At 64.7% G+C, this 24126-nt stretch carries 26 protein-coding genes; 17 read left to right on the top strand and 9 right to left on the bottom strand.

Annotation, left to right across the window (positions count from 1 at the left end; all coding sequences use genetic code 11):
• Window position 1 precedes the first annotated feature (1 nt).
• Window positions 2-892, bottom strand: coding sequence for a LysR family transcriptional regulator (locus tag WBR68_RS17430; RefSeq protein WP_050447079.1), 891 nt, complete (start codon window positions 890-892; stop codon window positions 2-4).
• A gap of 214 nt (window positions 893-1106) precedes the next feature.
• Here WBR68_RS17430 and WBR68_RS17425 point away from each other — a divergent pair, with 214 nt between their 5' ends.
• The 6 genes from WBR68_RS17425 to WBR68_RS17400 all read left to right on the top strand — a co-directional run bounded on the left by WBR68_RS17425 (window position 1107) and on the right by WBR68_RS17400 (window position 6055).
• Window positions 1107-1781, top strand: a complete 675-nt coding sequence (locus WBR68_RS17425) for an RraA family protein (RefSeq protein WP_230694842.1) — start codon at window positions 1107-1109, stop codon at window positions 1779-1781.
• A complete protein-coding gene (locus tag WBR68_RS17420) occupies window positions 1778-2995 on the top strand; it encodes an aminotransferase class I/II-fold pyridoxal phosphate-dependent enzyme (RefSeq protein WP_230694841.1) in 1218 nt (405 codons plus the stop codon). The genes WBR68_RS17425 and WBR68_RS17420 overlap by 4 nt, the downstream gene beginning before the upstream one ends.
• Before the next feature lie 63 nt (window positions 2996-3058).
• The gene (locus tag WBR68_RS17415; protein WP_127183389.1) at window positions 3059-3886 is read left to right on the top strand and encodes an ABC transporter substrate-binding protein; all 828 of its coding nucleotides are present in this window, start codon (window positions 3059-3061) and stop codon (window positions 3884-3886) included.
• 27 nt (window positions 3887-3913) lie between these two features.
• Window positions 3914-4615 carry an amino acid ABC transporter permease gene (locus WBR68_RS17410; RefSeq protein ID WP_050447083.1) on the top strand — a complete coding sequence of 234 codons (702 nt, stop codon included), beginning with the start codon at window positions 3914-3916 and terminating at the stop codon, window positions 4613-4615.
• A 1-nt stretch (window position 4616) separates the two neighbouring features.
• Window positions 4617-5333, top strand: a complete 717-nt coding sequence (locus WBR68_RS17405; RefSeq protein WP_050447084.1) for an amino acid ABC transporter permease — start codon at window positions 4617-4619, stop codon at window positions 5331-5333.
• Window positions 5330-6055, top strand: coding sequence for an amino acid ABC transporter ATP-binding protein (locus tag WBR68_RS17400; protein ID WP_230694840.1), 726 nt, complete (start codon window positions 5330-5332; stop codon window positions 6053-6055). The genes WBR68_RS17405 and WBR68_RS17400 overlap by 4 nt, the downstream gene beginning before the upstream one ends.
• 244 nt (window positions 6056-6299) lie before the next feature.
• On the opposite strand, the gene WBR68_RS17395 is transcribed toward WBR68_RS17400, so the two are convergent.
• The 8 genes from WBR68_RS17395 to mpl all read right to left on the bottom strand — a co-directional run bounded on the left by WBR68_RS17395 (window position 6300) and on the right by mpl (window position 15067).
• Complete coding sequence (locus WBR68_RS17395; protein ID WP_050447086.1) at window positions 6300-7133, bottom strand: symmetrical bis(5'-nucleosyl)-tetraphosphatase; 834 nt, start codon at window positions 7131-7133, stop codon at window positions 6300-6302.
• Window positions 7130-8308, bottom strand: coding sequence for an LPS export ABC transporter permease LptG (gene lptG, locus WBR68_RS17390; RefSeq protein WP_050447087.1), 1179 nt, complete (start codon window positions 8306-8308; stop codon window positions 7130-7132). The genes WBR68_RS17395 and lptG overlap by 4 nt, the downstream gene beginning before the upstream one ends.
• A 91-nt stretch (window positions 8309-8399) precedes the next feature.
• A complete protein-coding gene (gene mtgA, locus WBR68_RS17385) occupies window positions 8400-9125 on the bottom strand; it encodes a monofunctional biosynthetic peptidoglycan transglycosylase (RefSeq protein WP_050447088.1) in 726 nt (241 codons plus the stop codon).
• Between the two features lie 5 nt (window positions 9126-9130).
• Window positions 9131-9994 (bottom strand): shikimate dehydrogenase, encoded by an 864-nt coding sequence (gene aroE / locus WBR68_RS17380; RefSeq protein WP_230694839.1) that lies wholly within the window; start codon window positions 9992-9994, stop codon window positions 9131-9133.
• Complete coding sequence (locus WBR68_RS17375) at window positions 9991-10887, bottom strand: TonB family protein (protein WP_230694838.1); 897 nt, start codon at window positions 10885-10887, stop codon at window positions 9991-9993. The genes aroE and WBR68_RS17375 overlap by 4 nt, the downstream gene beginning before the upstream one ends.
• Window positions 10888-11098: 211 nt before the next feature.
• Window positions 11099-12991, bottom strand: a complete 1893-nt coding sequence (locus WBR68_RS17370; protein ID WP_127183394.1) for a ribonuclease catalytic domain-containing protein — start codon at window positions 12989-12991, stop codon at window positions 11099-11101.
• Between the two features lie 77 nt (window positions 12992-13068).
• A complete protein-coding gene (locus WBR68_RS17365; RefSeq protein ID WP_050447091.1) occupies window positions 13069-13671 on the bottom strand; it encodes a YqiA/YcfP family alpha/beta fold hydrolase in 603 nt (200 codons plus the stop codon).
• Window positions 13672-13696: 25 nt separating this feature from the next.
• Window positions 13697-15067, bottom strand: coding sequence for a UDP-N-acetylmuramate:L-alanyl-gamma-D-glutamyl-meso-diaminopimelate ligase (gene mpl / locus WBR68_RS17360; protein ID WP_230694837.1), 1371 nt, complete (start codon window positions 15065-15067; stop codon window positions 13697-13699).
• 153 nt (window positions 15068-15220) lie between these two features.
• Here mpl and WBR68_RS17355 point away from each other — a divergent pair, with 153 nt between their 5' ends.
• The 11 genes from WBR68_RS17355 to WBR68_RS17305 all read left to right on the top strand — a co-directional run bounded on the left by WBR68_RS17355 (window position 15221) and on the right by WBR68_RS17305 (window position 24125).
• Window positions 15221-15754, top strand: coding sequence for a TlpA family protein disulfide reductase (locus tag WBR68_RS17355; protein ID WP_230694836.1), 534 nt, complete (start codon window positions 15221-15223; stop codon window positions 15752-15754).
• A 97-nt stretch (window positions 15755-15851) separates the two neighbouring features.
• Window positions 15852-16286, top strand: a complete 435-nt coding sequence (gene aroQ / locus WBR68_RS17350; protein ID WP_230694835.1) for a type II 3-dehydroquinate dehydratase — start codon at window positions 15852-15854, stop codon at window positions 16284-16286.
• A gap of 90 nt (window positions 16287-16376) precedes the next feature.
• Window positions 16377-16832, top strand: coding sequence for an acetyl-CoA carboxylase biotin carboxyl carrier protein (gene accB, locus WBR68_RS17345; RefSeq protein ID WP_050447095.1), 456 nt, complete (start codon window positions 16377-16379; stop codon window positions 16830-16832).
• A 9-nt stretch (window positions 16833-16841) separates the two neighbouring features.
• Window positions 16842-18188 carry an acetyl-CoA carboxylase biotin carboxylase subunit gene (gene accC, locus WBR68_RS17340; protein ID WP_050447096.1) on the top strand — a complete coding sequence of 449 codons (1347 nt, stop codon included), beginning with the start codon at window positions 16842-16844 and terminating at the stop codon, window positions 18186-18188.
• Window positions 18189-18283: 95 nt separating this feature from the next.
• The gene (gene prmA / locus WBR68_RS17335) at window positions 18284-19210 is read left to right on the top strand and encodes a 50S ribosomal protein L11 methyltransferase (RefSeq protein ID WP_230694834.1); all 927 of its coding nucleotides are present in this window, start codon (window positions 18284-18286) and stop codon (window positions 19208-19210) included.
• A gap of 27 nt (window positions 19211-19237) precedes the next feature.
• Window positions 19238-20536: a DUF3426 domain-containing protein gene (locus WBR68_RS17330; protein WP_230694833.1), complete on the top strand. Its 1299-nt coding sequence runs from the start codon at window positions 19238-19240 to the stop codon at window positions 20534-20536.
• A gap of 12 nt (window positions 20537-20548) precedes the next feature.
• On the top strand, window positions 20549-21490 hold the full coding sequence (locus WBR68_RS17325) for a carbohydrate kinase family protein (protein ID WP_050447099.1): 942 nt from the start codon (window positions 20549-20551) through the stop codon (window positions 21488-21490).
• A 205-nt stretch (window positions 21491-21695) separates the two neighbouring features.
• The gene (locus tag WBR68_RS17320) at window positions 21696-22199 is read left to right on the top strand and encodes a glycine zipper 2TM domain-containing protein (protein ID WP_050447100.1); all 504 of its coding nucleotides are present in this window, start codon (window positions 21696-21698) and stop codon (window positions 22197-22199) included.
• A gap of 372 nt (window positions 22200-22571) precedes the next feature.
• Complete coding sequence (locus WBR68_RS17315; RefSeq protein ID WP_050447101.1) at window positions 22572-22811, top strand: acyl carrier protein; 240 nt, start codon at window positions 22572-22574, stop codon at window positions 22809-22811.
• Complete coding sequence (locus WBR68_RS17310) at window positions 22789-23976, top strand: D-alanyl-lipoteichoic acid biosynthesis protein DltD (protein WP_230694832.1); 1188 nt, start codon at window positions 22789-22791, stop codon at window positions 23974-23976. The genes WBR68_RS17315 and WBR68_RS17310 overlap by 23 nt, the downstream gene beginning before the upstream one ends.
• Window positions 23973-24125, top strand: a complete 153-nt coding sequence (locus WBR68_RS17305; RefSeq protein ID WP_127183400.1) for a hypothetical protein — start codon at window positions 23973-23975, stop codon at window positions 24123-24125. The genes WBR68_RS17310 and WBR68_RS17305 overlap by 4 nt, the downstream gene beginning before the upstream one ends.
• Window position 24126: the final 1 nt, after the last annotated feature.

Raw genomic sequence — 24126 nt, 5'->3', positions numbered from 1 at the left:
CCTACACCCCGCCGGAAAACTCGCAGCAGCTTTCCGCCAGTTCCGCCACGCTTTCACAGAACGCCACGTCCGCGTCACGGCGGAACATCGCGCTGTAGACCGATTGCGGCGGCGCGGTGCTGGTACGCGCAATCACCAACTGCTTCTTGCTGACCATGTCCGCGAAATAATCGCGGGGCAGGCAACTGACGCCGAAGCCGGCGGCAGTCAGGCCCGCCATGGCGATCAGGCTGTTGATCGTGAAGATATTGCTGTCCGGCGTGTGCGGCCGCAGCCAGCCGTCATAGATCATGTTCAAGCCCGACTCGCGGCTTTGACGCAGTAGCGGCAGGCGCGCGATGTCGGCGGGCGTGTAGATGCGGCTGGCGTCGATCAGGTCAGGGCTGCCCATCCAGGCGAATTCCAGGCGTTGCAGCGCCACGACTTGCAAGTTCGGTTCCGCGAATTCCCCGTGCAGGAACGCCATGTCCAACTGCCCCGCCTGCAAGCGCTTGAGCAGGTCGGCCCCCAGGTCGATGTGCGGTTCCAGCGTGATGCGCGGATAGTGCGCGCGCAGCAGGCGGATCAAGGCGGGCAGCCACGTCATGGCCGTGATCTCGGTAATGCCGAAACGGAAGGTGCCGGTCAGCGTGTGCTGGCCTTTCAGGCGCACTAGCAGGCGGTCGCGATGGCCCAGCATGTCTTCGGCCAGCGCATAGACCTCGTGCCCTCGCGCGGTCAGTTCGGCGCGATGGCCCGAGCGGTCGAAGAGCGCCACGTTGAAGTCCGCCTCCAGCTCCTGGATGCGCTTGGTGATGGCCGATTGGGTGGTGTGCAGCTTCTGCGCCGAGGCGGAAAACGTGCCCAGCCGGACGGTCCAGTACAGGGCCTCGATCTGCTTGAACGTCAGCATGCCAGACACCGCGTCATAGGGATGTTCATTCCGAAATTTCCGCCTAGGGCTAACCCCTATATTCCAAAAATTGATGAAGCTCGTGGAAATTTAATCCCTTTTTCTGAAAACGAAAAGCTCGCAACATGCCATCTGATTGTTCACCCGGCCGGCCTGCATCCTGAAAAATCCACAGGGTTGCCGGCGGCTACCGACCCAGGAACTGCAGATCGTCATGGCCAATATCCTTACCGGCGCCCGCCAATTGCCGGCTTCCCCTGTTGCCCCCGCCGCCATTCTTGAAGCGCTTGCCGGCATCGTCACGCCCCACCTTAGCGACAACCTGGCGCGCCGCGAGGGCATCTCGGGCCTGCACCGCTACAACGGCAGCGGCAAGCTCGTGGGTACCGCGCTGACGGTCAAGACGCGCCCGGGCGACAACCTGATGATCTACAAGGCCATGATGCAGATCCAGCCCGGCCACGTGCTGGTGGTGGACGCGGGCGGCGACCTGTCCAACGCCGTACTCGGCGAAATCATGAAGCGCTACCTGCAAGTGCATGGCTGCGCCGGCGTGGTGGTGGACGGCGCGATCCGCGACGTGGCCGCGTTTGAAGCGGACAGCTTCCCCTGCTATGCGCGCGGCCACATCCATCGCGGCCCCTACAAGGACGGTCCGGGCGAGGTCAACGTGCCCGTGTCCATCGGAGGTCAGGTGGTCAACCCCGGCGACATCATCGTGGGCGACGAAGACGGCCTGGTCTGCTTTGCCGCGTCCGACGCGGAAAGCCTGATTGCCGCCGCGCACGCGCATGCGGCCAAGGAAGAACGCATCATGGCCGAGATCGCCCTGGGCGATAAGACGCAAAGCTGGATGCAGGCCGCCTTTGCCGCCAAGGGGCTGGCATGAGCGCCGCCGACACCGCCTTCCTGGCTGAACGCGCCCGCGCCATCAAGCCGTCGCCCAGCATGGCCGCCAAGACGCGCGTGGACCAGTTGCGCGCGGAAGGCCGCGACATCATCGACTTCACCGTGGGCGAACCTGACCTGCCCACGCCCGCGCACATTGTGCAGGCGGGCATCGACGCGCTGAACAGCGGCGACATCCGCTACACCGCGTCGGCCGGCGCCAAGCCGCTGCTGGAAGCCGTGCGTGCCAAGTTCCAGCGTGAAAACGGCCTGGACTACGGGCTGGACGAGCTGATCGTCGGCGTGGGCGCCAAGCAATTGATCTTCACCGCGCTGGCCGCCACCGTGCAGGCGGGCGACGAAGTCATCATCCCCGCGCCGTACTGGGTGTCGTACCCGGACATGGTGCTGGTCAACGACGGCACGCCCGTGGTGCTGGCCTGCCCCGAAGCCGATGGCTTCAAATTGACGCCGCAAGCGCTGGAACAGGCCATCACGCCGCGCACGAAATGGGTGCTGCTGAACACGCCCAGCAATCCCACCGGCGCCATGTACAGCGCGAACGAACTGCGTGCCTTGGGCGAGGTGCTGGCGCGTCATCCGCATGTGTGGTTGATGACGGACGAAATCTATGAACACCTGGCCTACGGCGACGCGCGCCACGCCTCGCCCGCGGCCGTTGTGCCGGCGCTGGCGGGCCGCACGCTGACGATCAACGGCGTGTCCAAGGCCTACGCCATGACCGGCTGGCGCCTGGGCTACGCGGGCGGCCCCAAGCCGCTGATCAAGGCCATGGCCACGCTGATTTCGCAAAGCACCAGTTGCGTCAGCGCCATCAGCCAGGCCGCCGCGCGCGTGGCCTTGACCGCCGACCAGCGCTGCGTCAGCGATGCCGCCGCCGTGTTTCACGCGCGCCGCGACCGCATCGTGGCCCTGCTGAACGCGGTGCCGGGCATCCGCTGCCCGGAGCCTCAGGGCGCGTTCTATGTCTATCCGTCGGTCGAAAGCCTGCTTGGCAAGCGCACGCCGGCCGGCCGCGTGTTGGAAAGCGATCTGGACGTGGTGATGTACCTGTTGGACGAGGCCGGCGTCGCGGTGCTGGACGGCGCGGCCTATGGCTTGTCGCCCTACCTGCGGCTGAGCTTCGCCACGTCGATGGAGAACATCGAAGAAGGATGCCGCCGTATCAACAGCGCCTGCGCGGCGCTGCGTTGAACGTGCTTTTTCAGCAGTACCCATAACGGGCAGTACCCATACCTATATTCAAGGGGAATTACCATGAAGACCACCATTGCTTCCTTCGTTGCCGCCGTCGGCCTGGCCGCCACGCTGGCGCCCGCCGCGCATGCGGACACCGTGCAAGACATCAAGGCGCGCGGCAAATTCATCTGCGGCACCATGGGCACCGCCGAACCCTTCAGCTTCCAGGACCCGAAGACCCGCGCCGTCGTCGGCTACGAAGTCGATATGTGCCAGGCCGTGGCGGATAGCCTGGGCGTGCCGCTGGAACTGAAGCTGATCGCCGTCGAGGCCCGCATCCCCGAACTGATTGCCGGCCGCGTCGACGTGGTGGCCGCCAACCTGGGTTGGAGCCCCGACCGCGCGAAGCAGATCGACTATTCGCATCAGCATTTCGTGAGCCTGCAGAAGATCCTGGCGCGCGAGTCCGAGAAAGACGTGAAGGCGCCTGCCGACCTGGCGGGCAAGCGCGTCAGCGCCGTGCGTGGCTCGTCCTCGGAGCAGGGCGCGCGCAAGAACATCCCGAATGTGGATACGGTGACGTTCAAAGACCCCAGCGGCGCGTTCCTGGCGCTGCAACAGGGCAAGGTCAGCGGCTTTGTGGCGTCGGAAATGATGCTGGTGAAGCTTCAGCAGCAGGCCGCCGGCAGCGCGGTGCCCGTGAAGATTCTGCAACCGGCGCTGTTTGTTGAACCCTGGGGCATGGGCGTGCGCAAGGGCGACACCGCCATGCTGAATCAGGTGAACAAGGTGCTGGACGGCATGGAGGCCTCGGGCCAGGCCGCCAAGCTGTTCGACAAGTGGTTTGGTGCGGGCACGCAGTTCAACCTGAAGCGCGACTTCCGCATCGAAGCCATCAAGGGTTGATGCGCGCACGCGCTGGAGCCTCTTTCGATGCACTACGTTTTCGACTTCAGCGCCATTTTCCAAGGCGAGTACCCGGACTGGCTGCTCAGGGGGTTGATCACCACCCTGGCGCTGGCCGGGCTTTCCTGGATTCTGGCGTTCTGCCTGGGCAGCCTGCTGGCGGTAATCCGCCTGACGGGCTCGCCCGTGGCCAACGCGGTGATCGCGGTGTATGTCGCGTTCCACCGCAACGTGCCCATGCTGGTGCACATCCTGTTCTGGTACTTCGGCGTGCCGGCGTTGCTGCCGCAAGGCTTGAGCGATTGGCTCAACAGCCACGGCAGTGAATTCATCATGTCGTGCATCGCGATCGGGCTGGTGATGTCGGCCTACATCTGCGAAGACCTGCGCAGCGCCGTGCGCGGCATTCCGCCGGGGCAGGTGGAAGCATCGCGCGCGCTGGGCCTGAGCTTTCTGCGCACCATGCGTTGCGTGGTGCTGCCGCAGGCGTTTCGCATCGCGATTCCGCCGCTGCTGAACCAGACCCTGTTGCTGTTGAAGAACACCAGCCTGGCGATGGCGATCGGCGTAACGGAACTGACAGCGGCGGGGCGTGAGATCGAGAACTACACGTTCCGCACCTTTGAGGCCTATGCCGTGGTGACGGTCATCTATCTGTTGCTGTCGTTCTTGATCATGGGCGGCGGCGCGATCTTGCAACGACGTTATCGTCCGCTGGGGGCGCGCTGAGATGTGGGACATACTGAAAGACAATTGGCTGCTGCTTCTGATCGGGCAGTATCCGCACGGCCCGATAGGCGGGCTGGTGGCCACGCTGGGCCTGGCGGCCGTCAGCCTGACGCTGGCCTTGCCTTGCGGCGTGCTGCTGGCGCTGGGCCGCATCAGCCCGTACCGCATCTTCTACTGGCCGTCGTCGGCGGTGGTGTATCTGGTGCGCGGCCTGCCGCTCTTGATGTTCATCTTCTGGGCGTACTTTTTTGTACCGATCATCATCGGCCGCCCCGTCGCGGGCACGACCACGATGGTGGTGGCGCTGGTCTGCTACGAAAGCGCCTACCTGGCCGAGATCATCCGCGCGGGCATCCAGGCCTTGCCGCCGGGGCAGCAAGAGGCCAGCCGGGCGTTGGGCTTGTCGTACATGCAGACGATGCGGCGGGTGATCTTGCCGCAGGCGCTCTACAACATGCTGCCCAGCATGCTGAGCCAGTTTGTGTCGACGGTGAAGGAAACGTCGCTGGCCTATGTGATCAGCGTGCAGGAACTGACCTACGCCGCCAACCAGATCAACAGCGTCTTGCTGACCAAGCCGTTTGAAGTGTTCGGCCTGCTGGCGATGACGTATTTCATTCTGAATTTTGGCCTGAGTTCATTGGTGCACCTGACCGAACGACGTATCGGCAGGCGGCGCGCCGGGCTTGGGGCTGTTTCTAAAGTGGTGCCGACATGATCCGATTTTCACAAGTGCAGAAGTGGTATGGCGACTACCAGGCGCTGGCCGATGTGACTGAAGAGGTCACGCAAGGAGAGGTGGTGGTGGTGTGCGGGCCGTCGGGGTCGGGCAAGTCGACGCTGATCCGTACCGTGAACCGCCTGGAACCTATCCAGAAGGGCGTGATCGAGGTCAACGGGCAAGATATCTATGGCCCGAAGGTGCACCTGGATCAGTTGCGCAGCCATATCGGATTCGTGTTTCAGCAGTTCAACCTGTTCCCGCATTTGTCGGTGCTGGAAAACCTGATGCTGGCGCCGCTGCAACTCAAGCGCGCAAAACGCGCCGAGGCCCGTGAGCGGGCGATGCAGTTGCTGGAAAGGGTGGGCCTGGCGCATAAGGCCGAGGCGTATCCGGCCCAGCTTTCAGGTGGGCAGCAGCAACGGGTAGCGATTGCGCGAGCGTTGGCGATGAACCCGCCGGTGATGTTGTTTGATGAGCCGACCAGCGCGCTGGACCCGGAGATGGTGGGCGAGGTGCTTCAGGTGATGAAGGGGTTGGCCCGCGACGGGATGACGATGGTGTGCGTGACGCACGAGATGGGGTTCGCACGAGAAGTGGCGGACCGGGTGTGGTTCATGGACGCGGGGCGGATCGTGGAGACGGGAACGCCGGAGGCGTTTTTTAACCGGCCGGGAACGGTGCGGGCGCAGAAGTTCCTGGCGGAAATTCGGCATTGAGTGTTTGCGGAGAGATGGGTTGCGCGCGTTCGTGGATTGGGTTCTTTTGGCGGCCTTGCCGCGCTTCACCCATCCTACGATCCTGCGGTTTGGGATCGTAGGATGGGTGGAGGGCGAGATGGTTTGCCTGGGAAAGCCGGTGCTGGCCGCCCGGAACCCATCTGCAGCGGTTGCGCGATGGGTCGTGCGCGTTCGTGGATGAGGTTGTTTTATCGACCCCGCCGCGCTTCATCCCGCGTACAGCTTATTCCGACAGCGGATCCTGGAACTGCGAACACTTGACCTGCACCAGCTTGCGGTCCTGCAAGCGTAGCGCGGTCAAGGATCCGCCCCAGACGCAGCCGGTGTCCAGGCAGATGACGTCGGGGCGCTGCAGCAGGCCCAGCGTGGACCAATGGCCGAACACCGTCGTGATGTCGCGCGTAGCGCGGTTGGGGACGTCGAACCAGGGCACAAGGCCTGGCGGCCACGCGCCGGGGGTGACCTTGGTGGCGAACTCCATGTGGCCGTTCGGCGTGCACAGGCGGATGCGTGTCAGCGCGTTGATGATGACTCGCATCCGTTTGCCGCCCTTGTGGTCTTCTTTCCACGTGGCCGGCTCGTTACCGTACATCTTCTGCAGCGCCTTCTGCCAGTTCGGCCCACGCAAGGCGTCCTGCACTTCACCCGCCAGGGCCAGCGTCTTGGCCACATCCCACTTGGCCAAGGTGCCCGCGTGCACCAGCAGGTGACCCTGTTCAAAATGCGCCAGGGGCCGAAAACGTAGCCAGTTGATCAGGTCGCTGGCGTCCGGCGCTCGCAGGATTTCGTCCAGCGTGTCCGACTTGGACGGCTTGCGCACCCCGGCGGCGGCAGCCAGAAGGTGCAGGTCATGGTTGCCCAGCACCGAGGTCGCGCGGTCACCCAGGTCGATGATGCGACGCAGGGTTTCCAGCGACTGCGGGCCACGGTTGACCAGGTCGCCTGCGAACCAGAAGCGCGAGCGGGGATCTCCGACCAGGTCGGGGTGGGCCAGCAAGCGATCCAGCGGCGAGCAGCATCCCTGCACGTCGCCGATCATCCAGATACTGCCGTTCATGCGGGACTCTTGCTCCAAGGCCAACGTTGTTGGACGATGCGGGTAATGGTGTGGCGGTATTCCATATAGCTCATGGCGCTCAGCGCCAGCGCCATGGCGCCGATGTTCGGACCCAGGGCCGTCAGCCAGGGCGGCCACTTGCCCAGCATCCCCACGTTCAGGGCCAGCTGGTTCAGCATGAAGAAACCCACGCCCAGCAAGATGCCGATGAACACCTTTGCGCCCACGCCGCCGCGACGCGTCTGCATCAGGCCAATGGGGGCGGCAATCGTGATCATCACAAGCAGGGTGAAGGGATACGCCAGTTTGCGCCACAGGGCAACAACCTGTCGACCATATTGCAGTTGGTTGTCGCGCAGGTACTCCACATAGTCCAACAAGGTGATGATGGACATGCGCTCGGGCGTCAGCACACGGGCCAGCAGGCGTTCGGCGCTAAGGGTCGTATCCACCGTGCGCTCGGGCAGCTTCACCACCGAGGCGGGCGGGTTCTTGGGTTGACGCGCGTCGGCCAGAGCGTCGGCCGCGTCATCATCCAGGCGCGTTTCCGATACGTTCTTGAGCACCAGGTCGCCATGGGCGAACGAGCCGGTGGGCGCGGTGGACAGCGCGGTCAGGGTCTGGTCTTTCTTGAATTCGTACAGGGTGATGCCGGCCACCTGGCCGTCGCCCTTGAGCTCGGCGATGTTGATGATGCGCATGCCGCCGTTGGCGGTGGGTTCCTTGAACCAGTAGCCGCTGTTCAGGCGGTCGCCGCCGGCCTTGCCGCGAAACATCAGATTGGCCTCGCCGCTTTTGATCTCGGCCCAGGGCGTGACGTATTCGGACAACAGGGCGGCGCCGATCATCAGCGGGATGGTCACTACCCACAGCATGCGCAACAGGCGCATGCCACTGACGCCAGACACGCGCAGGATGACAAGTTCGTTGCGCTGGGCCAGGCCGGCCAGCGCCAGGATCGCGCCGATCAGCAGCCCGATGGGCAGCAGGTCGTACAAGCGGGTGGGAATGGCCAGCGCCTGCATGTAGAGCAGGGCCATCATGGAGAACTTGTCGCCCACGTTGTCCAGGTCGTCCACCAGCGCGAAGAACGTGAAAAGGCCTAGCAGGGCCATAAGGACCACTGCACAAGAGCGATAGATCTCGCGGGCCAGGTAGCGACGGGCGGTACGCATGAAAATGATGGGGGAGCGCTAAACGTGAAAGCTTAACAAATCCCGCCGCCCAGGGTGGGGATGGCAGGATGCCGGTGCACGCTTTTACGTGTCAGGGAATGTCAACCATCCGCATGCGGCGCGTCAGCACGCCCACGCGGGAGTTCAGGTAGTTGGAATTGCGGCGGCTGTCGTAGAAGCGAGGGTTGGGCAGCATGGCGGCCAGCCGGGCCGACTGGCTGGCGCTGAGGTTGGCGGCCGAGGTATTGAAATAGTGCTGTGCGGCCGCCTGTGCGCCGAACACGCCCACGCCCCATTCCGCCACGTTCAGATACAGCTCAAGAATGCGTTCCTTGGTCATGACGTGTTCGATCATGTAGGTCAGCACCAATTCCTGGCCCTTGCGGATGTAACTGCGCGAACTGGACAAAAACAGGTTCTTTGCCAATTGCTGCGTGATGGTCGAGCCGCCGCGCATCTTGCTGCGTCCTGCCTCTTCCTGCCTTTGGTTGTATTCCCAGGCCTTGCGGATGGCGTCCCATTCGACGCCATCGTGTTCGGTGAATCTGGAATCTTCGGAGGCCACCACCGCGCGCTTCAGATTGCGGCTGATCTTGTCGTAGGGCACCCAGTCGTACTTCAGTTGGAAGGCCGGGTTGCCTTCGCGCAGGCGCGAGCGTTCTTCGCGCATGATGGCGCTGCTGCCGGGGTCGCGGTAATTGAACCAGACCACCTGGGCGAACAGCCAGAACTGATAAAGCAGCACCGCGCACAGCAGCGCCATCAGCACGCCGGTGGTGATCCGGAACCAGGATCGGCCTTGCTTGCGCGTCGCCATGCCGCTCAGCGTCCGGCCACAAGGGCCTCGCGCAGCGCCGCCAGCACGGGGGCTGGGTCGGGGCGCACGCCGTGCCAGATGAAAAAGCTCTCAGCGGCCTGGCCCACCAGCATGCCCAGGCCGTCGGCCGTCAGCGCGGCGCCGTCGGCTTCGGCCTGCTGCATGAAGGCGGTGGGTCTGGCGCCATACATCATGTCGTAGGCCGCCGCGCCATCGGCGTACAGCCCCGGCGGCAAGTCCGGCGCGGCATCCTGCAAGCCGCTGGCCGTGGCGTTGATGACCACGTTCCAGCAGCCAGGCCGCACGGCGTCCGAGAGCCCGCCCGCCGTGACCTGGGTTTGCGGCGACACGCCGCTGGCGCGCCAGGCGTCGGCCAGTTCCAGCGCCTTGGACGCAGTACGGTTGACGATATGGATGCGCGCGCAGCCGGCTTGCGCCAGTGGTTGCAGCACGCCCCGGGCGGCGCCGCCGGCGCCCACCAGCAGCACGGCGGCGTCCGGCAGGCGCACGCCCAGGCGCAGCAGGTCGGACACCAGACCAACGCCGTCGGTATTGCAGCCGTGCCAGGCGCCATCGCGCCAGGACAAGGTGTTGACCGCGCCGGCCAGCCGCGCGCGGGTGGACAGATGGCCCGCCGCCAGCGCGTAGGCGTCCAGCTTGAACGGCACCGTCACGTTCAGGCCCTGCCCGCCTTCGGCCACGAAGGCGGCCACGGCATCGGCAAAGCCATCAACCGGCGCCAGCAGCCGCTCATAGCTGAGCGGTTTGCCGGTTTGCTGGGAAAACAGGGTGTGGATCTGGGGCGAGCGGCTGTGCGCGATGGGGTTGCCGATGACGGCGTAGCGGGCAAGAGGGGACGCCTCGGTCATGGAGCTTGTGTTTCCAGGGTGTCGTTGACGAAGTGCCAGGTGCGAGTGATGACCAGCACGTCCGTATCGCGGGCGATATCGGGCGGGAAGGGGGGAAAGGGCGCAGCCAACTGGACAATGCGGCGCGCAGCCTGGTTCAGCACGGCGTGTGGGGACGGTTGGTCGATTTCCACGTCGGCGATGCTGCCGTCGGCACGCACCGATACGGTGATGCGCAACGAACCATAGATGCGTCCCCGGGCTTCGTCGGGATAGTGCTGGGTGCCGATGGCCTCGATGCGGGCGCGCCAGGCGTCCAGGTACGCGGCGTAGCGCGAGGCTTCGGCCGAGGGGGCCACGAATTGCTTGCGCGGTTCATTGCTGTATTGCTGGACCCGTTCGGCCAGGGCGGCGACCTGCGCATTCTGGATGACGCTGGCCTGGTCTTCGGCGTCTTGGCCCAGGTCGGCGCCATCGGGCCACGGGTTCACGGCCTGACGTTCGGCGCCCGCCTTGTCCGTTGAGCGCAACTGGGTCATCAGGCGGGTCTGTTCGGCTTCCAACTGCACCTGGCGGCGGCGCATGGCCTCCAGCACGATGGTCTCGGCGGACTCGCCGGTCTGGGGCAGCGGCGTGGTGGTCATGCCGCGTTCAGCGTTGCCACCGCCGCTCATCTGGTTCTGGGCCTGGGCGCGTGGCGCCTCGGGCGGCGTTTCGCTGCGTGCGTTCAACAGCACCACTTCCAGGCTGGTCACGGGCGGGCGCGTCAGCGCGGGCGCGCCGAACCGCCACGCCAGGGCGCCGGCGTGCACCAACAGCGATATTGCAATGCCGATACGCAGGTAGTGCTGGGCGGGAGCGCCCAGCCACCGCAGGTAACGGCCTAGCGGGGAGGGGGAGTCAGGGCGTTGCACGGTCGCATTGTAAGGCGAGTCCGCGTCGGTCGGCCATGCCGGCCGACCGCTGTGTAACAGCTTTTGGACGGCACGCCGCAAGGCGGCCACGCCGTCGCGCACCCACTGACGCTGTGGCCGGGCTGGGGCGTTGGGTGGTTACGGGCGCTTGATGGGTTGCGCGCGCGGGGCCGTGTTTCAGTTGCATGAAGCCCTGCGCGCTTTACCCATCCTACGTGGCCGGGCTGAGTTCGCCTACGTAGCGGCAGTCCAGTTCCAGGCCTAGTTCGTCCATGCCCAGGATGTCGATTTCCACGGCGGTGCCGCGTTCCAGTTCCGGCATGCCGCCCACGCGGGTCACCAGCGGTGCGTTGGCGAAGCGGACCAGGTCGTCGCGCAGTACGTGCGCAACGGTGCGGGTCACGCCGTGCTGCTTGAGCCAGCGCAGGCACCAGTAGCGTTCCATGGCGCTTTGGAATTCGGCCCAGGCGGCGTATTGCGCGTCGAAGGCGCCGATGATGGCGAACAGGTCCGCGTCGCGCGGCTTGAACGGGGCCACCAGGCGCGCCGACACACCGTGTTCCACGGCGGCAATCAACTGCCATTGGTTGACCAGGTCCACGTAGCGGCGCAGCGGCGACGTGCTCCAGGCATATTGCGGCACGCCGATGGCTTCGTGCGGCAGCGCCTGCGTGCTCATGCGCACGCGGCCCGCCTGCTGCGAACGGTAGATGCCCGGCACGCCATGCTGGTGCAGCAGGCCGCCCCACAGGTTGTTGGCCAGGATCATGTATTCGGCCACCATGCGGTCCAGCGGCGCGTTGCGCTGGCGCGGCACCAGGCGCACCGGGGTGTCCGGGTCGTCGGGGTTGCCGTCCAGATAGAAGCTGTATTCCACGCGGGAATTGTTTTCGGGCTTGCCGCGCACGTTTTCGCGTTGCGCCGACAGCGCCTGCGCCAGCTTCCACAGCGGACGCAGCCAGTGGCCGTAAGGAATATCGGCAGACGGGTCGGCCAGGCTGGCCTCGGTGACCTGCGCGTCCAGCATGTTGTGGCGCAGGTTTTCGCGCACCACCACCCGTTCCAGGCGCGTCTCGGATTCAATGACTTCGCCCGTTTCAGGGTCGGCCACCACGTACAGCGACAGCACGGGCACTTCGCGGCCCGCGTCCAGCGAAAACGCCTTGATGACGTTGTCGGGCTGCATCGGGATCTTGTCGCCCGGCATGTAGACGGTGGACAGGCGCGCGCGCGCCAGCTTGTCGAACTCGCTGTCGCGGGTGACCGACAGACCGGGGGCGGCCACGTGCACACCCACGCGCAGGCGCCCGTCGGGCAGCGTGGTGACGGACAGCGCGTCGTCGATCTCGGTGGTGGTGACGTCGTCCACCGAATAGATCTCGGCGTCCGACAGCGGCAGTTCACGGTCGATGGGCGGCAGTTCCAGTTCGGGGAATTCCAGCCCACGCGGGAAGTTCACCGCCAGGAAGCGCCGCTTGTGCAGGGCCAGCGCATGTGGCCACGCGCCCAGTTCCAGCAGCAGGCGGTCGGGGCTTTTGCCCAGCTTGGCGCAGGCGGCGTCCAGCGCCTTCCATTGCTGCGAATTCTTGTCCGGACGAATCAGCAGGGTTTCAGCCACCTGGGCAATGGGCTCGGGCAAGCGGCCCGCGGCCATCTCGTCCACCCATTCCTGTTGCTGCTCGGCCTGGCGCTGCTTTTTTTCCAGCGCGGCCAGCGCGGCGGCCAGGATGTCCGGCGGGGCAGGGCGGTAGCGCCCTTTGCCTCGGCGGTGGAAATACGCGGGCGCGCTGTGCAGGCGCATCAACAGCGCGGCATGTTCCACGGGCGTGGGGGCATGGCCAAAGTAGTCGGTTGCCAGCGAGGGCGTGTCGAATTCTTCCTGGGGGGCACATTCCCAAAGGAATTGCAGGTCCAGCTCATCGGCGGCCGCGGCGGCCTGGCTCATCAGCGCCGCCGGTTCGGGCGACGCGAAATTGAACAGGGTATTGGCGCGCTTGATTTTGCTGCGCTTGCCCGATTCCGACTCCACCTGCAGGCTGGCGTCGGTCTCGGACAGGATGTTGCCGGCCTTGAAGCTGCCGTCATCTTCGTAAAACACATACATGGTGGGGATCTTCCTGGGCGACGCGCACGCGCCGCCTTGCGCAGCTATATAGATAGAGTGTTGATGCCTGGTACTGATTATTGAGGGCGAACCTGCTTGCCGCCAAGGGCGAATTCAAGCACCTCGGGCATCCAACGTTCAAAATCGGACAAACCGTGGTCGCTGCCTTCGACGATACGCTGCTGGCAACCCAGGTAGCGATCGCGCATTTCACGCCAATCCAGCACCTCGTCGCCAGTTGCCGCCAGCAGGAAGTACCGGTCGGGCTGGGTGATGCGAGGCACGTGGATGGCCGCCAATTCGTCCACATATTCGGGCAGAAAGACGAACGGCGCGTTGGAATGATACATGTGGTGCTCGCCGACCTGGGTCGCCAGGTCGCGCGCCGCTTCCACGGCCGGGTTCAGCAGCACGGCCTTGCAACCCAGTTGCTCGGCCAGCCAGGTGGCGTAGAAGCCGCCCAGCGATGAGCCGATCACGGTCAGCGCGCGGGGGCTGTCCGCGCCCTGCAATTGGCGTTGGGCAATGTCCATGCACAGCGCAATGGCTTGCCGGGGGCTGGCGGGTAGCTGCGGGCAGGCCCATAGCGCGGCGAGCCCGCGCTGGGCCATGGCGTCGGCCATCTGCCGGGCCTTGGTGGAGCTTGGCGAGGAACGAAAACCGTGCAGGTAGAGGATCATTTCGTGCTCGTCCAAGAGTGGAGGGTCAGCCGCGCGCCCGCAGCGCGTCCAGCAGCTTGCCGTGGACGCCGCCAAACCCGCCGTTGCTCATGACCAGCACCTGGTCGCCGGGGCGGGCGGCGGCGGTTACGGCCGCGACCAGCGCGTCGATGTCATCGTAACTGGAAGCCCGGTCGCCCAGCGGCGCCAGGACGTCCGCCGGGTTCCAGCCCAAGGCGTGCTTGCCGCTGTGCGCGCCGAAGCAGAACACCAGGTCGGCATCCGTCAGGGCATCGGGCAGGCGGGCGGCCATGGTGCCCAGCTTCATCGTGTTGGAACGCGGTTCCAGCACCGCCAGGATGCGGGCCGATCCGACCTGGCGGCGCAGGCCTTCCAGGGTGGTGGCGATGGCGGTGGGGTGATGCGCGAAATCGTCGTACACCTTGACGCCGTTGACCGTGCCGCGCAGTTCCATGCGGCGCTTCACGCCGGCAAAGCGGGTCAACGCGGCGATGCCGTCGGCGGCCGATACGCCCGCGTGTTCGGCGGCGGCCAGCGCGGCCAAGGCGTTCATGCGGTTGTGTTCGCCGCTGAGGTTCCAGCGCACGGTGCCGGCTTCAACGCCGTTGCGCAGCACGGTGAACGCGCCGTCGTCATCGGGCGGCGAGGCTTGCCAGGCGCCATCGGGACCGAACGTGACGGTTTCAGACCAGCATCCGCGCGCAATTACACGGTCCAGCGCGTCGCAATGGGCCGGGCGCACGATGCGGCCGGACCCGGGGATGGTGCGCACCAGGTGGTGGAATTGGGTTTCGATGGCCGCCAGATCGGGGAAGATGTCGGCGTGGTCGTATTCCAGGTTATTCAGAATGGCGGTGCGCGGGCGGTAATGAACAAACTTCGAGCGCTTGTCGAAGAAGGCCGTGTCGTATTCGTCCGCCTCGATCACGAAGGGACGGCGCGCGGGGTCGTAGCGGGCCGACACTTTCAGGTCCGCCGCCACGCCGCCGATCAGGTAGTTGGGCGCCAGGCCCGCGGCTTCCAATATCCAGGCCAGCATCGAGCTGGTGGTGGTTTTTCCGTGGGTGCCCGCCACGGCAAGCACGTGCGCGCCCGGCAGGATGTTGTCGCCCAGCCATTGCGGGCCGGACACATAGCGCGCGCCCGATTCCAGAATGGCTTCCATCAGCGGGTTGCCGCGGCTGACCACGTTGCCGATCACGTACAGGTCGGGCGCAAGCGCCATCTGTTCGGCGCCAAAGCCTTCGATCAGCTCGATGCCTTGTTCGGATAACTGGGTGCTCATGGGCGGGTACACGCCCGCATCGCAACCCGTGACCTTGTGGCCGGCAGCCCGCGCGATCAGCGCCAAGCCGCCCATGAACGTACCGCAGATGCCAAGAATGTGCAGGTGCATTGAAAACTCTCCTGTCCGGCATTGTATATATAGCGGTGAGCGGGGGCGCCGAGCCGGGGGCGCCGAGCCGGGGGCGCCGAGCCGGCACCACCCGGGGCCGCCCGGCCACGCCGCAACAACGCGTAAAACAGCGGCAGCGGTTATGATCGCGCCATGAATCGACGCCTACTTCTATCCGCCGGCGTGGCCGTGGCCGCCACGGTTGCGGGCGCCTACACCTTGCTGGGGCAAAAGCCCCGCACGTCTTCGGCACCGGCCGACGCCAGCGACCCCGTCGCCGGACTCATGCAATTGCAGTTGCCCGACCTGAACGGCGCGACGCAGTCGCTGGCCAACTGGAAGGGTCAGCCGATGGTGGTTAATTTCTGGGCGACGTGGTGCGCGCCGTGTGTGCGCGAAATGCCCGAACTGGATGCGCTGCAGAAAAAATACCCGCATGTGCGCTTTGTCGGCATTGGCGTTGATTCCGCCGCCAACATGCAAAAATTTGTCGAGAAAGTGCAAGTTTCCTACCCGCTTTGGGTTATCGGGGCAGGCGCTATCGATACCTTGCGCAAGCTTGGAAACCCCAGCGGCGGCCTGCCTTTTACCATCGTGTTCAATGCTGATGGCGCAATTAACCGGAAAATACTGGGAGAAATCCAGCCAGACGACCTGAACAAAACCCTGTCGGGGCTGAAGGCGTAAGTCTGTTGGACAAATAATAGGAATTGGCGTAAAAAGCTGGTTTATCGGCTGTTTTGCCAGCAATTCCACCGTTGGCAATCCACTCATTGGCAAGCGCATGGCGCAAAACATACTGGTATTGCATGGCCCGAATCTGAACCTGCTTGGCACCCGGGAACCTCATATCTACGGCAGTTTGACGCTGCCCCAGATCAATGAGCGCCTGGAGCTGCTTGGCGGGGAATTGGGCGCCAAGGTGACTACTTGGCAAGGCAATCACGAAGGTGCGTTGGTCGACCGCATTCAGGCGGCGCGGCAAGACGGCACGGACTTCATCATCATCAACGCGGCGGCTTATACGCACACCAGCGTCGCGATTCGCGATGCGCTGGCTGGGGTCGCGATCCCATTTATTGAAGTACATTTGTCCAATCTGTATAAGCGAGAGCCCTTCAGGCATCACTCTTATCTGTCCGACTTGGCGATAGGCCTTATAACCGGCCTCGGCGCGGATGGCTACGAGGCGGCTCTGCGTTACGCAGTGCGGCACTGATCTCGCACCAAACTCACGGCTTTTACATCTTATACACGGCGCGGGCCCCACGCTGGGACGCCGCCGACACTATCTCGGGAAGCAGCTTCTATGGACCTTCGAAAACTCAAAACCCTGATCGACCTGGTGGCTGAATCGGGTATCGCCGAGCTGGAAATCACCGAAGGCGAAGGCAAGGTACGCATCGTCAAGTTCTCGCAAACCTTGCAGCCGGTGGCTTACCATCAGCCCGAAGCCGGCGTGCCCGCTGCACCGGTGGCTCAGCCCGCCGCGCCTGCCGCGCCGGCCGCCGAAGCCGCCCCGGTCATCCAGGGCCACGTCGTGAAGGCGCCGATGGTCGGCACGTTCTACCGTTCGCCGAACCCGGGCGCCGCTCCGTTCATCGACGTGGGCGCCACCGTCAAGGAAGGCGATCCGCTGTGCATCATTGAAGCCATGAAGCTGCTCAATGAAATCGAAGCCGACAAGTCCGGCGTCATCAAAGAAATCCTGGTCGAAAACGGTGAGCCCGTCGAGTACGGTCAACCCCTCTTCGTCATTGGCTGATAGCTGAAAATGTTCGAAAAAATCCTGATCGCCAATCGGGGCGAAATCGCCCTGCGCATTCAGCGCGCTTGCCGTGAGCTGGGCATTAAAACCGTGGTCGTGCACTCCGAGGCTGACCGCGAGGCCAAGTACGTGCGCCTGGCCGATGAATCCGTGTGCATCGGGCCTGCGCCGTCGCGTGACAGCTACCTGAACATGCCGGCCATCATTTCGGCCGCCGAAGTGACGGATTCCGAGGCAATCCACCCGGGTTACGGGTTCTTGTCCGAAAATGCCGACTTCGCCGATCGCGTCGAAAAGAGTGGCTTCGTCTTCATCGGCCCGCGTCCCGACACCATTCGCCTGATGGGCGACAAGGTCAGCGCCAAGCGCGCCATGATCGAAGCGGGTGTGCCGGTGGTGCCGGGTTCCGAGGGTGCGTTGCCCGAAGATCCGCAGGAAATCATCCGCATTGCGCGCGAAGTCGGTTACCCGGTCATCATCAAGGCAGCGGGCGGCGGCGGTGGCCGTGGCATGCGCGTGGTGTACACCGAGGCCGCGCTCTTGAACGCCGTCACCATGACGCGTTCGGAAGCGGGCGCCGCGTTCAACAACCCGGAAGTCTATATGGAGAAGTTCCTTGAGAACCCTCGCCATGTGGAAATCCAGGTGCTGGCCGATGGCGGCCGCAACGCCGTCTGGCTGGGCGAACGCGACTGCTCCATGCAGCGCCGCCACCAGAAAGTCATCGAAGAAGCACCGGCTCCCGGCATCGCCCGCCGCGCCATCGAGCGCATTGGCGACCGTTGCGCCGACGCTTGCCGCAAGATGGGCTACCGTGGCGCGGGCACGTTCGAGTTCCTGTTTGAAAACGGCGAGTTCTATTTCATTGAAATGAACACCCGCATCCAGGTCGAACACCCGGTCACTGAACTCATCACCGGCATTGACCTCGTGCAGCAGCAGATTCTGATCGCCGCGGGCGAAAAGTTCACGCTGCGCCAGCGCGACATCACGTTCAAGGGCCATGCGATCGAATGCCGCATCAACGCGGAAGATCCTTTCCGCTTTGTGCCCAGCCCCGGCCGCATCACCAACTGGCATACGCCGGGCGGTCCTGGCGTGCGTATCGACTCGCATGCCTACAATAGCTATTTCGTGCCGCCCAACTACGATTCGATGATCGCCAAGGTCATCACGTATGGCGATACGCGCGATCAAGCCCTGGCCCGCATGCGTATTGCGCTGTCGGAAATGGTGGTGGAAGGCATTTCCACCAACATTCCGCTGCATCGTGAATTGCTGCAAGACGCCCGCTTCATTGAAGGCGGCACCAGCATCCACTATCTGGAAAACAAGTTGGCTCAGCGTCCCTGACCGACGACCCCGGGGCCTCACGGCCCCTTTTTACGTTTATGGTCCATCGGGCCGCGGCGCGAGCCGTGGCCCGATGGCCAGATGGAAGAATAATCATGCGTGAACTCGTGCTCCATTGCCTGGAGGCGCAGGCCGAAGCCCTGTCGGATGCGTTGCTGGAAGCGGGCGTGCTGTCGGTATCCGTGGAAGACGCCGACTTCGGCACCGATGACGAACGCCCCTTGTTCGGCGAACCCGGCACCGAGCCCGACATTCAAGCCTGGGACCGCAACCGCGTCGTGGCCTTGCTGCCCGATGGCGCCGACCCCACGCAGATCATGGAAGAGGCCGCGTCGGCCGGTGAACTGGACCCCGCGCTGTTTGCAGGCTGGATGCTGCGCGACGTGCCGGACGCCGACTGGGTGCGCCTGACGCAATCGCAGTTCGGCCCCATCCATATTGCTGAACGCCTGTGGATCGTGCCCAGCTGGCACCGCGACAACCCCGACGTGCCCGGCCTGGACCCGGCTGCCGCCGAAGACGGCGCCATCCATATCGAACTGGACCCCGGCCTGGCCTTCGGTACCGGCAGCCATCCCACGACGCATCTCTGCCTGGCCTGGCTGGAAGCCGAATTGCCCGAGGGCGCCACGTTGCTGGATTACGGCTGCGGCTCGGGCATCCTGGCCATTGCCGCGCGCAAGCTGGGCGCGGGCCCGACGCTGGCAGTCGACATCGACGCGCAGGCGGTGCAAAGCACGGCCTACAACGCCGAGGTCAACCGCGTCGAACTGCAAGCCATGCTGCCCGATGCGCTGGCTGACGGCACCTTCCAGGTGGTGGTCGCCAACATCCTGTCCAATCCGTTGAAGGTGTTGGCGCCGATGTTGGCGGGCCGCGTTGCCGCGGGCGGCCATTTGGTGCTGTCCGGCGTGCTGGAGCGTCAGGCCGAGGAAGTGGCCGCGGCTTACGCGCCCTGGCTTGCCATGTCGGTCTGGCGTGCCCGCGACGGCTGGGTATGCCTGCACGGCCAGAAGGCCTGAATAGCCGGATCGGCAGGATTGCATCACATGGCTCTGACCACCCGCTGCCCGCAGTGCGGCACCACGTTCAAGGTGGTGCCTGACCAGCTTCGCGTTCGCAATGGCCTGGTGCGCTGCGGCGCCTGCTCCACCGTCTTCGACGGTCGCGCCTGCCTGCTGCCCGAAGCGGGATCGCCGCCGCCCGCCGCGCCATCCGTGCCGCCTGCGCCTTCTTCGGCAGCCGCCGCCGCCGCCGCCGCGCCAGTGCTGGCGCCGACGCTGGCGCGCCCGTCAGCCGAGCCGCGCCAGACACCACCCTGGGAAGACGAATCCGCCGCGCCACAGTCGGCTCCCAGTGCGCCTGTTGCGCCCGTCATGCCCACAGCGCCCATCTCACCCACTGCGTCTACCGCACGCGCCGAGCCTGTGATTTCGCCAGTGGCTACGCCCGCGATTCCGCCGGCGGTCCTGCGTGGGCGTGATGCGATACGCCGCCCGGTGGAGCCCGAAGACACGCTGCCGGAAGATGAACCCGACGACGATCACGACCTGGAAGACGAAGTCCGTGAAGCGCCGCATGGCCGTGTCGATCAGGGCCGTTCCGATAACTTCCGCACCGATTCCCACTACGAAAAGCCCATCATCGCCTCGCGCGACAGCGAACCCGTCATCAGGTGGGACGACCGCGACACACCCGATGAGCGCGACCACGACGACGATCTCGACCACGACGACGATCGCGACGACGACCGTGAGCCCGTGCTGGGCGAGGCGCGCACCCGCTACTCCAGCGCCACGGACGTAGGCCGTGCTCCGCCCGAGTTCCTGGATCAGGACCGCAGCGAACGCCGGGGCCTGATGCGCAAGATCTGGGCTTCTGCCTGCCTGCTGGGTCTGGTCGCCCTGGGCCTGCAACTGCTTTACGTCTACCGTACCGACATCGCCAACTCCATGCCCGTGATGCGCCCGGTGCTGGAAACCGTGTGCCAGCCGTTGGGCTGCACCGTGGGCTATGCGCGTCGCCTGGAACGCATCGCCATTTCATCATCGTCGCTACAGCCGCCCACGGGCGCCGCCGCGATCGACGATGGCCGCAGCCGGCTGGTGTTGAACCTGGTGCTGCGCAACCGCTACGACAAGCCGCAGCACTGGCCCGCGCTGGTGCTGGACCTGACGGACCTGTCCGACACGGTGGTGGTGCGCAAGGTGCTCAAGCCCGAAGACTACCTGACGCCCGAACAACTGCGCGGGCCCTTCGCCCCGGCGGGCGAGCTCAAAATTTCCGTGCCCATTGAAGTGACTGGCGTTCAAGTCAATGGCTACCAACTTGATAAGTTCTTTCCTTAAAGGATGACACGCATGGCAACCCCCGTCCTGGTTTGCGGTTCGATGGCGTTCGACACGATCGCCGTGTTCGAAGGCCGCTTCAAAGAGCACATTCTTGCCGACCGCATCCAATCCTTGAGCGTGTCCTTCCTGGTGCCCAGCATGCGCAAGGAATATGGCGGCTGCTCGGGCAACATTGCCTACAACATGAATCTGCTGGGCGGCAAGCCCGTGCCGGTGGCCACCGTGGGCGAAGACGCTGGCGAATACATGGAGCGCCTGTCGGGCCTGGGCATCGACACCTCCCGCGTCAAGGTGGTGCCGGGCACGTTCACCGCGCAATGCTTCATCACGACCGACCTGGACGACAACCAGATCACCGCGTTCCACCCGGGCGCCATGTCGTTCGCGGCGGACAACGACCTGAGCGACGCGGACGCGGCCTGGGCCATCGTGGCGCCGGACGCCAAGGAAGGCATGTTTGCCCACGCGCAACGCCTGCACCAGCGCGGCATCCCCTTCATCTTCGATCTGGGCCAGGCCATGCCCTTGTTCGACGGCGCCGACCTCGAACGCATGCTGAAGATGGCGCAGGCCTTGACCGTGAATGATTACGAAGCTGGCGTTGTCGAGCAGCGCACCGGCCGCAGCATGGCCGATATTGCCCAGACGCTGCAAGCCGTGGTGGTGACGCGCGGCGCGGAAGGCGCCACGCTGATGACCGGCGGCAAGACCATTTCCATCGCGCCTGTGAAGGCAACGCAAGTGGTGGACCCCACGGGTTGCGGCGACGCGCAACGCGGCGGCCTGCTCTACGGCTTGACCAGCGGCTGGAACTGGGAAGACAGCTGCCGCCTGGGCAACGTCATGGGCGCCATCAAGATTGCCTCGCGCGGGCCGCAGAACCACACGCCGTCGCGCGCGGACATCAACGCGGTGCTGCACGCTACTTACGGCATCCATCTGCCGGCGTGAGCCTTGGGCGGCGCACGGGAACTGCCTGGTTCGTGCGCGGTCGAAGGTTCGTTGAAACGTCTTGTGCGGTGGCCTCGTTGCCACCGCGTTCAACGGGTGTTTTCTGGCTTTGGCCGTGAGTTTCAGTGTGTTGCAGCCGAGCCTGGCCAAGATGGCGGGCGCGGTATGATCAACGTCGTCGGCAGTGCCCGATCGAGGAGTCCAAATGAACCAAAGCAAATCTCTTTCCCTGGTAACGCCGCGTACTGGCAGGTGGCTGGCCGTTGCGGCCGTCGTGACGTCGATGGCAGTCTTGGGCGGCTGCGCGAATCCCAGCGCATCCAGCGGGGTTTATAGCTACGACCAAGCTCAGCGCGAACAGATCGTTCGTACGGGCACCGTCACGGGCGTGCGCCCCATCGTGATCCAGAATGACAAGTCCAGCGGTGTCGGCATGTTGGCCGGCGGTGCGCTGGGCGGCGTGGCCGGCAATGCCGTCGGCGGCGGCACGGGCCGCACCATCGCCACGGTGGGCGGCGCCATCTTGGGCGCCCTGGCCGGTAATGCCGTGGAGAACCGGGTGGGCAAGAATTCCGGCTACGAAATCACAGTGCGCCTGGACAACGGCGAGACCCGCGTCGTGGCGCAAGAAGCCGACTTGCCCATCAGCGTGGGCCAGCGTGTACAGGTGATCAGCGGCGCCGGTCCGACGCGCGTCACCCCGATGTAAATCAAACGCCTGCGTATGCGGGCGTTTCAGTCGCCGCGCCGATGCGCGCACAGGCCCCTTTGATGGGGCCATTTTTTTGCCCAAATGTCGCTCGGCCGCAACGTGATCCCCCAGGATTTACCCGCAGGTGCCGCCTTTCCTGGCCTTTTCGCGCCATGGATCCTGAAAGTTCCATGGCGATTCGACGATCGAAATGCAATGATTGCGCCTGCGAACGAGGCCAACGCCGGTTTTTAATGTAACCGAGTGCGTCTTGATCTTGTTCTGAACGGCTGAACTCCGTCAGTTGAGCTTCAGCTTTTTTCTATATTCTCAAGCACCTGAATCCCTGCGAGCGGGGGCGTTTCACCGACGAGACGCCCTGCACACCTTATGTATACCGAGCAAGAACTCCACACCAAGATCGGCGATATCGTCGAGTCGATCGTCATGAAGAAAGTCACACCCGACACGCAATTGATCGCCACAGGCCTGGTGGATTCCCTGGCCGCCGTGGACATCACGCTGGCGGTTGAGTCGGAGTACGGCTGCAGCATCCCGGCTCCTGAAATCGCGGAAATCCTGCAGTCGGTTCGGTCGCTTGCCGGCTATGTTGCTGCCCATTCTGCGTAACACGCGCTTGCTGTCCCACGTTGCGGCTGCCGCGACGGCGGTCGCACTGGCGGTTGGCGCGTATTGCGGCGCGGACGATGTGCTCAGCCGCATCGTGACGCCCGCCGCCGCACCCTTGTCGGCCACGGCCGGCAAAAACAACTACCTGCCCAATCTGGGACCGGACTGGGGCACTCAGCACGTCAACCTGAATCGCCTGGGCAACGCGCTAAGCGACGGCACGCTGGTCGTGCTGGGCTCGTCCGAACTGTCCAGCCACGACCTGCGTTTCGTTCCTTACCGCTTCTTTCCCGACGAGCTGAAAATGCCGACGCTGGCCTATGGCCATGCCATGTTCCAGTCTTATGGAATTGTCAGCGTGCTGGAATCCGTGGCCGATTCCCTGACGCCGAACACGCGGCTGGTGATCATGGTGTCGCCCGCATGGTTCGCCTCGGGCGGCCAGTTGCCGCGCAGCGCGTTCGCCGAGCACGTGACCGGCCCGGTCTGGGACCGCCTGTGGGACCAGCCCAGCACGCGCGAGCAGATGCAGACCTGGATCACCGACAACGCGAATTGGGGTCTGCTCTGGCTGATCGCCAACGGTCAGGCGGCCGAACTGAAAGACAAGTTGGCGCTGTGGTGGCATGCCCGCCAGGACCCCGCGCCTGACCGCCCGCGCACCAAGCTGTCGGTGCCCGCGCATCGTTTCGTGTCCTGGCCGTCCGCCGCGCGCTTGAACGAAGGGCAGTGGGGGCGGCTGACGCATCAGGCGCGCGAGGTCGAACACAATCTGGGCGGCCACAACCCCTACGACGTACGCGACGACTACTACAAGCAATACCTGGCGCCGCTGTACTCGCCGGCCCGCAACGAGTTCGCCGACGTCGACCCCATCACCCGCGCCGAGCTGGGCGATCTGTCGCGCGTCATGGCCTTGCTGCAAAAGCGCAAGGTGAAGGCCTACTTCGTCATTCAACCGTTCAACCCCAAGCTCATCCTGGATGTCGAGCGCTTCGATCCGGTGGTGGCCGCCATCACGGGCATGTGCGCGCGCTATCAAATGGGTTGCCTGGACCTTTACAGCATCCCGTTCGAACCGGGCATGCTGCGCGACGACATGCACCTGGCCGAGCTGGGCTGGGCCATGGCCGACCAAGGCATTGCGGAGTACTTTTCCCGATGAAATTCTTTCGCAAAGACGGCGCCGGACGCCGCTTTTTCTGGCATGTGTGCCTGTACATCGGGGTCATCCTGGTGTTTGTGCTGCAGGCACAACCCACCACGGGCAGCGGTGGACCCATCAAGGTCGAATTCCAATACCAGCAGTTCTGAG

The sequence above is a fragment of the Achromobacter sp. JD-1 genome (genome assembly GCF_038594925.1).
GTDB classification, from domain to species: domain Bacteria; phylum Pseudomonadota; class Gammaproteobacteria; order Burkholderiales; family Burkholderiaceae_B; genus Achromobacter; species Achromobacter spanius_C.
This window is presented reverse-complemented; position numbering and strand designations above follow the sequence as displayed.

Bases quoted from the DNA above. Each gene is read 5' to 3' on its own strand.
- WBR68_RS17355 (WP_230694836.1), top strand. From the start codon at position 15,221: ATGAATCGACGCCTACTTCTATCCGCCGGCGTGGCCGTGGCCGCCACG.
- WBR68_RS17310 (WP_230694832.1), top strand. From the start codon at position 22,789: ATGTTGCTGCCCATTCTGCGTAACACGCGCTTGCTGTCCCACGTTGCG.
- accC (WP_050447096.1), top strand. From the start codon at position 16,842: ATGTTCGAAAAAATCCTGATCGCCAATCGGGGCGAAATCGCCCTGCGC.
- WBR68_RS17370 (WP_127183394.1), bottom strand. From the start codon at position 12,991: ATGTATGTGTTTTACGAAGATGACGGCAGCTTCAAGGCCGGCAACATC.
- WBR68_RS17425 (WP_230694842.1), top strand. From the start codon at position 1,107: ATGGCCAATATCCTTACCGGCGCCCGCCAATTGCCGGCTTCCCCTGTT.
- aroE (WP_230694839.1), bottom strand. From the start codon at position 9,994: ATGACCGAGGCGTCCCCTCTTGCCCGCTACGCCGTCATCGGCAACCCC.
- WBR68_RS17415 (WP_127183389.1), top strand. From the start codon at position 3,059: ATGAAGACCACCATTGCTTCCTTCGTTGCCGCCGTCGGCCTGGCCGCC.
- WBR68_RS17330 (WP_230694833.1), top strand. From the start codon at position 19,238: ATGGCTCTGACCACCCGCTGCCCGCAGTGCGGCACCACGTTCAAGGTG.
- WBR68_RS17315 (WP_050447101.1), top strand. From the start codon at position 22,572: ATGTATACCGAGCAAGAACTCCACACCAAGATCGGCGATATCGTCGAG.
- WBR68_RS17405 (WP_050447084.1), top strand. From the start codon at position 4,617: ATGTGGGACATACTGAAAGACAATTGGCTGCTGCTTCTGATCGGGCAG.
- lptG (WP_050447087.1), bottom strand. From the start codon at position 8,308: ATGCGTACCGCCCGTCGCTACCTGGCCCGCGAGATCTATCGCTCTTGT.
- aroQ (WP_230694835.1), top strand. From the start codon at position 15,852: ATGGCGCAAAACATACTGGTATTGCATGGCCCGAATCTGAACCTGCTT.
- WBR68_RS17410 (WP_050447083.1), top strand. From the start codon at position 3,914: ATGCACTACGTTTTCGACTTCAGCGCCATTTTCCAAGGCGAGTACCCG.
- WBR68_RS17325 (WP_050447099.1), top strand. From the start codon at position 20,549: ATGGCAACCCCCGTCCTGGTTTGCGGTTCGATGGCGTTCGACACGATC.
- WBR68_RS17400 (WP_230694840.1), top strand. From the start codon at position 5,330: ATGATCCGATTTTCACAAGTGCAGAAGTGGTATGGCGACTACCAGGCG.
- accB (WP_050447095.1), top strand. From the start codon at position 16,377: ATGGACCTTCGAAAACTCAAAACCCTGATCGACCTGGTGGCTGAATCG.
- prmA (WP_230694834.1), top strand. From the start codon at position 18,284: ATGCGTGAACTCGTGCTCCATTGCCTGGAGGCGCAGGCCGAAGCCCTG.
- WBR68_RS17320 (WP_050447100.1), top strand. From the start codon at position 21,696: ATGAACCAAAGCAAATCTCTTTCCCTGGTAACGCCGCGTACTGGCAGG.
- mtgA (WP_050447088.1), bottom strand. From the start codon at position 9,125: ATGGCGACGCGCAAGCAAGGCCGATCCTGGTTCCGGATCACCACCGGC.
- WBR68_RS17395 (WP_050447086.1), bottom strand. From the start codon at position 7,133: ATGAACGGCAGTATCTGGATGATCGGCGACGTGCAGGGATGCTGCTCG.
- mpl (WP_230694837.1), bottom strand. From the start codon at position 15,067: ATGCACCTGCACATTCTTGGCATCTGCGGTACGTTCATGGGCGGCTTG.
- WBR68_RS17420 (WP_230694841.1), top strand. From the start codon at position 1,778: ATGAGCGCCGCCGACACCGCCTTCCTGGCTGAACGCGCCCGCGCCATC.
- WBR68_RS17430 (WP_050447079.1), bottom strand. From the start codon at position 892: ATGCTGACGTTCAAGCAGATCGAGGCCCTGTACTGGACCGTCCGGCTG.
- WBR68_RS17305 (WP_127183400.1), top strand. From the start codon at position 23,973: ATGAAATTCTTTCGCAAAGACGGCGCCGGACGCCGCTTTTTCTGGCAT.
- WBR68_RS17365 (WP_050447091.1), bottom strand. From the start codon at position 13,671: ATGATCCTCTACCTGCACGGTTTTCGTTCCTCGCCAAGCTCCACCAAG.